At 71.6% G+C, this 9,593-nt stretch carries 11 protein-coding genes; 2 read left to right on the forward strand and 9 right to left on the reverse strand.

Annotated features, from left to right (window positions below; genetic code table 11):
- Positions 1-286, forward strand: a 286-nt coding sequence (locus IDM29_RS11995; protein ID WP_188037566.1) for a FadR/GntR family transcriptional regulator, incomplete at its 5' end; no start/stop codon positions are given.
- Between the two features lie 16 nt (positions 287-302).
- Here IDM29_RS11995 and IDM29_RS12000 read toward each other — a convergent pair.
- From IDM29_RS12000 to IDM29_RS12040, 9 genes are all read right to left on the reverse strand, one after another.
- A complete protein-coding gene (locus IDM29_RS12000) occupies positions 303-1,058 on the reverse strand; it encodes a glucose 1-dehydrogenase (protein WP_182112174.1) in 756 nt (251 codons plus the stop codon).
- On the reverse strand, positions 1,055-2,089 hold the full coding sequence (locus IDM29_RS12005) for a zinc-binding dehydrogenase (protein WP_182112175.1): 1,035 nt from the start codon (positions 2,087-2,089) through the stop codon (positions 1,055-1,057). The genes IDM29_RS12000 and IDM29_RS12005 overlap by 4 nt, the downstream gene beginning before the upstream one ends.
- A 1-nt stretch (position 2,090) precedes the next feature.
- Positions 2,091-3,101: a C-terminal binding protein gene (locus IDM29_RS12010; protein ID WP_182112176.1), complete on the reverse strand. Its 1,011-nt coding sequence runs from the start codon at positions 3,099-3,101 to the stop codon at positions 2,091-2,093.
- Complete coding sequence (locus IDM29_RS12015) at positions 3,098-3,880, reverse strand: SDR family oxidoreductase (RefSeq protein ID WP_182112177.1); 783 nt, start codon at positions 3,878-3,880, stop codon at positions 3,098-3,100. Before IDM29_RS12015 ends, IDM29_RS12010 begins: the two co-directional genes overlap by 4 nt.
- 28 nt (positions 3,881-3,908) lie before the next feature.
- Positions 3,909-4,706, reverse strand: coding sequence for an IclR family transcriptional regulator (locus tag IDM29_RS12020; RefSeq protein ID WP_182112178.1), 798 nt, complete (start codon positions 4,704-4,706; stop codon positions 3,909-3,911).
- A gap of 28 nt (positions 4,707-4,734) precedes the next feature.
- Complete coding sequence (kduI, locus tag IDM29_RS12025) at positions 4,735-5,574, reverse strand: 5-dehydro-4-deoxy-D-glucuronate isomerase (RefSeq protein ID WP_182112179.1); 840 nt, start codon at positions 5,572-5,574, stop codon at positions 4,735-4,737.
- Between the two features lie 104 nt (positions 5,575-5,678).
- On the reverse strand, positions 5,679-6,989 hold the full coding sequence (locus IDM29_RS12030) for a TRAP transporter large permease (protein ID WP_182112180.1): 1,311 nt from the start codon (positions 6,987-6,989) through the stop codon (positions 5,679-5,681).
- An 11-nt stretch (positions 6,990-7,000) separates the two neighbouring features.
- Complete coding sequence (locus IDM29_RS12035; protein ID WP_182112181.1) at positions 7,001-7,504, reverse strand: TRAP transporter small permease; 504 nt, start codon at positions 7,502-7,504, stop codon at positions 7,001-7,003.
- 28 nt (positions 7,505-7,532) lie between these two features.
- Positions 7,533-8,585 carry a TRAP transporter substrate-binding protein gene (locus IDM29_RS12040; RefSeq protein WP_182112182.1) on the reverse strand — a complete coding sequence of 351 codons (1,053 nt, stop codon included), beginning with the start codon at positions 8,583-8,585 and terminating at the stop codon, positions 7,533-7,535.
- Positions 8,586-8,840: 255 nt separating this feature from the next.
- On the opposite strand from IDM29_RS12040, the gene IDM29_RS12045 reads away from it, so the two are divergent.
- Positions 8,841-9,593: DUF4862 family protein (locus IDM29_RS12045; RefSeq protein WP_188037567.1), on the forward strand; the 753-nt coding region annotated here is incomplete at its 3' end.

Below are 9,593 nucleotides of genomic sequence, written 5' to 3' on the forward strand. Positions count from 1 at the left end.
CCACGAGGCCCTGCTGGCCGCGGACCTCGCGTTCCACCACGCGCTCGCGAGCGCGTGCGGCAACCCGGTCCTCGCCGCCCTCGCCGACGCGATGGGCGGCCGCACGGCCCGCCACCGGCTGTGGCGCGGCGTCACGGACCCCGAGGCGGACCGGCGCACGCAGCGCCAGCACGAGGCGATCCTGGACGCGGTGGCCGAGGGCGACGTCGAGCGCGCGCGCGTGCGCATGTCCGCGCACCTGCTCGAGGTGGAGGACTTCCTGCGCACGCGCGACGCGACCGACTGACGGCGGCGGGCCGACGTCAGCGGGCGAGCCAGCCCCCGTCGACGGCGAGCACCTGGCCGTGCACGTAGGCGGCGGCCGGCGAGGCGAGGAACACCACGACGTTGCCGATGTCCTCGGGCCGGCCCCACCGGCCCGCGGGGATGCGCACGGACAGCTGCTCGAGGCGCACGGGGTCGGCGAGCAGCGCCGTGTTCATCTCCGTCGCCATGTAGCCCGGCGCGACGGCGTTGACGTTCACGCCCTTGGCCGACCACTCGTTGCACAGCGCCTTGGTCAGCTGCGCGACGGCGCCCTTGCTGGCCGCGTACGCGGGCACCGTGAGCCCGCCCTGGAAGGACAGCAGCGACGCGAGGTTGACGATCTTGCCCTCGCCGCGCTCGAGCATCGGCCGGCCGAACAGCTGGCACAGCTGGAAGACCGAGCGCAGGTTCACGTCGATGACCCGGTCCCACGCCTCGAGGGGGAACTCGGCCGCCGGGTAGCGGTCCTGCGTGCCCGCGTTGTTGACGAGCACGTCGACCCGGTGCGCGGCCAGGACCCGCTCGGCGGTCGCCGCGATGGCGTCGCCGTCGGCCAGGTCGAGGGTCTCGAAGAAGACCCGCCGCCCGAGCCGCGCGGCGTGCTCCCCGAGCTCGGCGGGGAGCGGGTTGCGCCCGAGCACGACGACGTCGGCGCCGGCCTCGAGGAAGGCCTCCGTGATGCCCCGCCCGAGCCCGCGCCCGCCGCCGGTGACGACGGCCGTGCGGCCGGTGAGGTCGAAGGGGTTCGTCATGCGTCTGCCATCCCGTCCAGCGGAGTCACCAGGACCTTGAGGCAGTCCTGGCCCGACGTGGCGGCCGCGAACGCGGCCTCGACGTCGGCGAGGTCGAAGGCCTTGGTCGGGAACCCGGCCAGGCCCAGCGCGTCCGTCGCGATGAGCTCGATCGCCCGCGCGACGTCGGCCGAGGTGTACACGCGCACCCCGACCATCGACTGCTCCTTGAAGCAGACCGCCTGCAGGTCGATCGGCGTCGGCTGCTTGTAGACGCCGACGATGACGATCCGGCCCAGCACGCGCGTGGTCGCGGCGAGCTCGGCGGCGACCGACGGGTGCGCGGCGGAGTCGAACGTGGTGTCCGCACCCTCGCCGTCGGTCAGGGGCGCGAGCACCTGCGCCATCGTGGCGCCCTCGGGCACGACGGTGAACCCCAGGTCGGCCGCGACCTGCCGGCGCCAGGGGCTCGGCTCGGTGATGACGACCGTCCCGGCACCGGCGTGGCGCGCGACGAGCGCCGTGAGCACCCCGATCGGTCCCGCGCCGTACACGGCGACCGTGTCCCCCGGCTGCATGCCGGACAGGTCGACCGCGTGCACGGCGACGGCCAGCGGCTCGGCCAGCGCAGCGGTGCGCGGGTCCACGCCCGCGGGCACCTCGTGCAGCACCTCGGGCGGGAGCGCGACGTACTGCGCCATGCCCCCGGGTGCGTCGATGCCGTAGAGGCCGAGGCGGCGGCACACGTGGCCGTGGCCGTCGCGGCACGCCTTGCACTCACCGCAGCTGATGAGGGGCTCGACGATCACCAGGGCGCCCTCGCGCGGACCGGTGGCGCCGGCGCGCTCGACCCACCCGGACATCTCGTGGCCGGTCACCAGCGGCGCCTGGGCGCGCGGGTGCTTGCCGTGCAGGATCGACAGGTCCGTGCCGCAGATCCCGTTGTACGCGATCTTCACCAGGGCCCAGCCCTCGGGCACCTCGGGCAGCCCGACCTCGGCCACCTCGACCTCGTCGGTGCCCGTCCATACCGCCGCTCGCATCGTGCTCATCTCACGCTCCTGCCCCGGCCGCGGGAGCGCAGCCCTCGTTGCGGCCGGGTGCACCGAGCACCTCGGGGTTGACGACGTTGCGCGGGGCGCGGCCCGCGCACACGTCGATGACGTTCGCGACCGTGCGGCGCTTCAGCTCGACGTAGGACTCCTCCGAGTACCACGCCAGGTGCGGCGTCAGGACGACCGAGTCGAGGTCCATGAGCGGGTGGCCCACGGGCAGCGGCTCGGTCTCGTGCACGTCGATCGCGGCGGCCCGGATGCTGCCGGTCCGCAGCGCCTCGACGAGCGCCGCCGTGTCCACGACGCCGCCCCGGCTCGTGTTCACCAGGATCGCGTCGGTGCGCATGCGCGCGAGCTCGGCGGCGCCGATCATGCCGCGCGTCGTCTCGTCGAGCGGCGTGTGGAGCGAGACCACCTGCGAGCGCTCGAGCAGCTCGTCCAGGCTCACCGACGGGAAGCCGTGGAACGTGGCCGCCCCGGGCTCCGCCGCGACGTCGTAGCCGATCACCTCGTAGCCCAGCCCGGCCGCCTTGCGCGCCGTGGCGGTGCCGATGAGGCCCATGCCGACGACGCCGAACACGCGTCCGCGCGTCTGGTAGGCGGGTCGGATGACGGCCAGGTCGAACGAGCCCGCGCGCATGCCGCGGTCCAGCCGCGGGATGCCGCGCGCCGCCGCGAGCGCCATGCCGATCGCGTGGTCGGAGACCGACTCGGTGCCGTAGTCCGGCACGTTGCACACGGCGATGCCGCGCTCGGTCGCCGCCGCGACGTCCACCGAGTCGACGCCCACGCCGTAGCGACCGATCGCCTTGAGCCGGGGCAGCGCGTCCATGATCTCGGCGGTGATCGTCGCGTACTGGACGAGGATCGCGTCCGCGTCCGCGGCGTTCGCCACGAGCTCCTCGGGCGTCGCCGACTGGGTGAGCACGACCTCGGCCCCGGCCGGTCCGGCGACCTCGTGCTCCGCGTCGAACGAGTCGTGGTCGCACTCGGTGATGACGATCCTCATCGCGCGAGCCAGCCGCCGTCGACCGGCAGGATCGCCCCGTGCACGTAGTCGGCGGCACGCGAGGACAGGAACAGCACGGCGCCGGCGATGTCGGACGCCTCGGCCCAGCGGGCGGCCGGGATCCGGTCGAGGATCGCCTTGCTGCGAGCGGCGTCCTGGCGCAGGTCGTGCGTGTTGGCCGTGGCCACGTAGCCCGGCGCGACCGCGTTGACGTTGACGCCCTTGTCGGCCCACTCGTTGGCGAGCGCCTTGGTCAGCCCTGCGACGGCCGACTTCGAGGACGTGTAGCCCGGGACGTTGATGCCACCCTGGAAGCTGAGCATCGACGCCGTGTTGACGATCTTGCCGTGGCCGCGCTCGATCATCGTCCGGCCCACCTCGCGCGAGAGCGTGAAGGTGGCGCGCAGGTTGACGTCGACGACGTAGTCGAAGTCCTCGTCGGAGTGCATCGCGGCCGGCGTGCGGCGGATGGTGCCACCGTTGTTGACGAGGATGTCCACGCCGCGGCCGGCGAGGTCGGCGGCGAGCGCCGTGACCTCGGACCGCACCGAGAAGTCGGCGCGCAGCGGCGTGAACGCCCGGCCGTGCCCCTCGACGGCGGTCCGCACGTCGCTGTCGCCCTCGGGCATGTCGTGGCTGACGCCGATGATGTCCGCGCCGGCGGCCGCGAGCCCCTCGGCGATCGCCAGGCCGATGCCCTGGCTCGCGCCCGTGACGACGGCCGTCTGCCCCTCGAGGGAGAACAGGCCGGTGAGGTACTCGCTGGTGGTGCTGGTCATGTCGGGCTCTCTTCCGTGGGTGGTGCGGTCAGGCGCGGTGGCCCAGGGCCGCGGAGATGCGGGCGGCCGTCTCGACGACCGCGGGGGCGAGCGCCTCGAGCTGCACGTAGGTGTACTCGAGGGCGAGGGTGGAGATGCTGAGGCCGTACCGGGTGGTCCCGGTGTGGTCGCGGATCGGTGCTGCCACGCACACGACGCCGGGGACGTTCTCCTGCCAGTCGAAGCCGTAGCCGTCCCGGCGGATCTGCGCGAGCTCCTCGCGGAGCCGCTCGATCGTGGTGATCGTGTCCGGCGTCCGCCGCGGCAGGCCCGCCCGGGCGACGAATCGCTCGACGTCGTCGTCGCTGTACGAGGCGAGGACGACCTTGCCGATCCCCGAGGAGTGCATCGGGATGGCGTGCCCGACACGCGACGGCATCTGGTACGGCTTGTCCGAGTCCATGCGGACCAGGTAGACGATCTCGTCGCCGTTGGCGACGCCGACGTGCGAGGTGCAGTGGACCCGGTCGACGAGGTCACCGACGAAGGGCTGGGCGATCGCCGAGATGTCGAGGCGCTGCAGCGCCTGGCCCGCGAGGGCCAGGATCTGCGGCCCCGGCTGGTAGGTGCCGTCCGGCGTGACGACGATGAAGCCCCGGTCCACCAGGGTGGCGAGGATCCGGTGCGTCGTCGCCTTGGCCAGGCCGGTCGCCTCGACGACGTCGGTGAACCGTGGGTGACGGAGCGCGGCCTCGAGCACGAGCAGCGTCTTCTCGCTCGCGCTCGCCTTGTCGTCGGCGCGGCCCGTGGGCAGCACCGACGTCGGGCGGGAGTTCTCGGGGGCCATCGTCGTCACCTGTCTCGGAACGGCTCGGTCAGCGCATGACGGTGATCGGGAACCCGTCCATGTCGTCGAACGACTGATTCTCCCCGGCCATGGCCCAGACGAAGCTGTAGCTGGCCGTGCCGACACCCGAGTGGACGGACCAGCTGGGCGAGATGATCGCCTCCTGGTTCGCGACGACCAGGTGCCGGGTCTCGTCCGGGCGGCCGAGGATGTGGATGACGCGGGCGTCCTCCGGCAGGTCGAAGTAGAGGTAGGCCTCCATCCGGCGGTCGTGGGTGTGCGCCGGCATGGTGTTCCACATGCTGCCGGGGTGCAGCGTGGTGACGCCCATGACGACCTGGCAGGAGCGCACGCCGTTCTCGTGGATGTACTGGTTCAGCGTGCGCCGGTTCGAGGTCAGCGGGTCGCCGAGCTCGCGCACCGTGCCCTGGCCGGCCTCGACCAGCGTCGTCGGGTAGGCGGTGTGCGCGGGCGCCGAGACGAGGTAGAACCGGGCGGGGCCGGCCTCGCCCGCCGCGTCCGCGGAGGTGAAGGTGACGTCGCGCGCGCCGCGCCCGACGTAGAGGCACGAGCCGTGGGTGAGCGTGAAGTCTGTGCCGTCGACCGTCACGGTGCCGGTGCCGCCGACGTTGACGATGCCCGCCTCGCGGTGCTCGAAGAAGAACTCGGAGCGGATCTCGGGGAACGTCCCCAGCGTGACGGGGCCGGCCACCGGCAGGGCACCGGCGAGCACGACGCGGTCGTGGTGCGTGTAGACGGCGTTGACCTCGTCGGCGACGAAGAGGCCCGGCACGAGGTACCGGCGCCGCATCTCCTCGGTGTCCATCCCGGGGATCTGCTCCGGGCTGGTGGCGTATCGCTGTTCCATGACTCTCTCTCCTGGGGTGGGCCGGGTCCGGCCGGGGTGCTGCGCGGCGCGGGCCGCGCAGCACCCCTATAAGTACTGTCGGGATCAGCTGGGTCGGGCACCCGTCACGGGGTCACCAGGCCGAGCTGAGTGGGCAGCCACATGGACAGGCTCGGCGTGAAGATCACCATGAGGAGCACCAGCACGAGGGCCCCGAAGAAGGGCAGCAGCCGCCGGATGACCGCCTCGATGGAGATGTTGGCGACCTTGGCGCCGACGAAGAGGATCGGCCCGACCGGTGGTGTGATCGTCCCGATCGACAGGTTGAAGACCATCATGATCCCGAAGTGGACCGGGTGGATCCCCATGGCGGTGACGATCGGCAGGAAGATCGGCGTGAAGATCAGCACCGCCGGCGTCGGGTCCATGAAGCACCCGAGGATCAGCAGGATCACCGCGATGAGCAGCAGGATGACGACCGGGTTGGTGCTGACCGAGAAGATCGCCTCGGACGCCATCTGCGGGATCCGGGCGAACGACATCACGAAGCCCATGATCGAGGACACGCCCACGAGGAACATGACGACGGCGGTCGTGCGCGCCGCGTCCATGAGCATCTTGGGCAGCTGGCTGACCTTGATGGTGCGGTAGATGAAGGACAGCACGAGCGAGTACACGACCGCGATGTTCGAGCCCTCGGTCGGCGTGAAGTAGCCGAGCAGGATGCCGCCGATGACGACGACGATGAGGAGCAGCGCGGGCACGGCCGCGAGGATCGTCTTGGCGCCCTGCGCGAAGGTGATCCGCTCGGTGACCTTGAGCTCGGGACGCTTGCGTGCGTAGAGGTAGACGATGATCATGCACGCGATCGCCCACATCGCACCGGGGATGTAGCCGGCCACGAACAGGGCGGCGACCGAGGCGCTCGAGACGAGCGAGTAGACGATCATCAGGTTGCTGGGCGGGATGATCATGCCGGCCGGGGCCGAGGCGATGTTCGTCGCGGCGGCGAAGGACTTGTTGTAGCCCTCACGCGCCTGGATCGGGCCGATGGTCGAGCCGATGGCGGCCGCGGCCGCCACCCCGGAGCCGGACACCGCGCCGAACAGCGCGTTGGCCGCGATGTTCGTCTGGGCCAGCGAGCCGGGCATCCGGCCGACCATCACCTTGGCGGCGTTGACGAGCCGTAGGGCTATCCCGCCTTGGTTCATGATCACACCGGCGAGCACGAAGAACGGGATGGCGAGCAGGGGGAAGGAGTTGATGCCGCGGAAGACCTGCTGCGCGGCCGTGAGGACGCCGTTCTCGACCCCGAGGGCCGTGAACATCGCGATGAGGGACGAGAGGCCGACGGCGATGCTGATGGGCGCGCCGAGGAGCAGGAAGACGGCGATGCCGCCGAGCAGGATGAGTGCGGCGAGTGCTGCGGGGTCCATGGGTCAGCCCTTCACAGGACGTCAGGCTCGGCGTCCTCGACGGCGCGCTCCGCGCCGGTGAGGATCCTGACCAGGTGGTAGACGGTGTAGAGGGCGATGAGCACCCCGGAGATCGGCAGCGCGAGGTAGAGCGGGCCGACGTTGACCGGCAGGCCGGTGAGGTTCTGCTCCCACGCCAGGTCGACGACGCGCAAGCCGCCCCACAGGAGCACCAGCCCGGTGAACGCGAGGATCGACAGCTGCACGATGACCGCGACGACCTTCTGGGCGGCCGCGGGCAGCTTCTTCACGGCGAAGTCGACGGCGATGTGGCCGCGCTCGCCGAAGACGAGAGCCGACCCGAAGAGGCCGAGCCAGATGAACAGGTACTTGGCCAGCTCCTCCGACCAGCCGCTCGGCTGGTCGAGGACCTGCCGGGCGAAGACCTGCCAGGCGACGTCGACCACGAGCAGTGCGAACAGCACCACGCAGGCCCACATCAGCACGCGGTCGAGCACGAGCTTTGCTGTGTTCATGGTTCGAGCCTCTTCGGGTCGGTGTCGGTCACTCGGCCGCGGCGCGGACCTGGTCGTAGATGCCGCGCGTCACGTCGTTCGTGAGCTTCGCCTCGGTCAGCGGGGCGATGACCTCGGCGAACGCGTCGGCGTCGACCTCGTTGAAGGTCGCGCCGGCCGCCTCGGCGGCCTCGATCGCCTCGCTGACCTGCTCCGTCCAGAGCTCGGCCTCGTGCACGCGGGCCTCCTCGAGCAGCTCGAGGAAGATCTCCTGGTGCTCCTCCGTCATCGCGTCGAAGACGGCGGGGCTGATGATCAGGTAGTCCGGGAACATGAGGTGGCGCGTGTAGCTGAAGTACGGCGCGACCTCGGCGTGCTTGAGGTTGGAGTAGATGAGCTCGTTGTTCTCGCCGCCGTCGAGCACGCCGGACTGGATGGCCGTGTAGACCTCGCCCTGGCCCATCGGGGTGCCCGTGCCACCCATGAGCCTGAGCATCTCGATGTTGGTGTCGGACTCGATGACGCGGATCTTCATGCCCGCCATGTCCTCGGGCGTGTTGATCGGCTTCTCGGAGTTGTAGACCGACCGGACGCCGCCGTGGAACGCGCTGACGACCTTGATGCCCTCGTCCTCGAGCGAGGAGTACAGGTCCCCGACGATCTCCGGGTCGTTCGTCGTCTCGCTCTGGTGCTCCGCCGAGTCGAAGACGAACGGCAGGTTGAACACGACGAAGTCGGGGTTGAAGTTCTCGAGCAGCGGGCCGCCGACGTAGGCCATCTCGATCGTGCCGGCCTGGACGAGCTCGATGGTCTCGCGCTGGGCGCCGAGGGTCTCGTTCGGGAAGACCTCGATGTCGTACGCGCCGTCGGTCGCCTCGAAGAACTTGTCCCCGAGCTCGTCGAGCACGATGTACTGCGGGTGCGTCTCGGGCTGGTTGAACGCGGCCTTCATGACCAGCGTGTCCGCGCCTGCGACGGCGCCGCCGTCGTCGGTGCCCGTCGTCTCCTGCTCCACCGGGGTGGTGCCGGCGCTGCACGCGGTCAGCGCGAGCACCGACGCCCCGATGAGGGCGGTGATCGATGCGGCCTTGTTTCGCCTCATGGCATGAACTCCTTCGTCCGCTCACAGGGGCGTGAGCTGGGGGCGGTGCTGAGCACGGCCCGGCTGGGCTGTACCGGAACATCTGTGGTCGCGGTCCGTCTGACCTCGGCGTCAGTGCTTCGCCTAATGGAACTTAGTTCCGAAGCACGGAACAAGTTAGCCACGGGGGCGCCCCGTGGCAACTGCGACCTAGGTCCCGACAGGGCCTGGGTACGGTGACGCGACCACGAGACGAACCCCACACAGGAGCCCGCCATGACCCCCCAGCCCACCGCCGCCACCCTCGGCGCCTACGCCATGGCGCCCAAGGACCCGACCCTCCTCGGGGACTTCTGGGCCGAGGTCGGCGCGCTGCCGATCGGCGGCCTCGAGCTGCCGCTGCCGGCCGAGGGCGCCGGGCCGGACCCGGCCGGGCTCGCCGCCCGTCCCGACCTGCGCCTGCTCGTGACCTGCATCCCGACCGTCATGGGGCGGCTCGGCGCGGACCCGGCCTACGGCCTCGCGTCGTCGGACGACGACGCCCGCCGCCGCGCGGTCGCCGACGTCCGCCGCGCCCGTGACCTGGCCGAGGACCAGGCCGCCTCGGACGGCGCCGCCGTCGCGGCCATCCAGGTCCACAGCGCCCCGGGCCCGCGGTCCGGCGACCGCGACGCGCTCGCGCGGTCGCTCGACGAGATCCTGGCCTGGGACCTCGCCGGGGCGCGCGTCCTGGTCGAGCACTGCGACACGCTCGTCGCCGGGCAGCCGCCGGCCAAGGGCTTCCTGACGATCGAGGACGAGCTGGCCGTCCTGGCCGACCGGTCCGCCGCCGGCGCCGTCGGGATGAGCATCAACTGGGGCCGCTCCGCGATCGAGGGCCGCAGCGCCCGGACGCCGCTCGAGCACCTGCGCGCCGCCGCGGACGCCGGGCTGCTGGGCGCGCTGGTGCTGTCCGGCGCGACGGACGCCGAGACGCCCTGGGGCGCGGCGTGGGGCGACGCGCACATCCCGCCGCGCGGCTCCGACCCG

Origin of the sequence: Actinotalea sp. JY-7885, assembly GCF_014525465.1 — a bacterium.
Lineage (GTDB): Bacteria > Actinomycetota > Actinomycetes > Actinomycetales > Cellulomonadaceae > Actinotalea.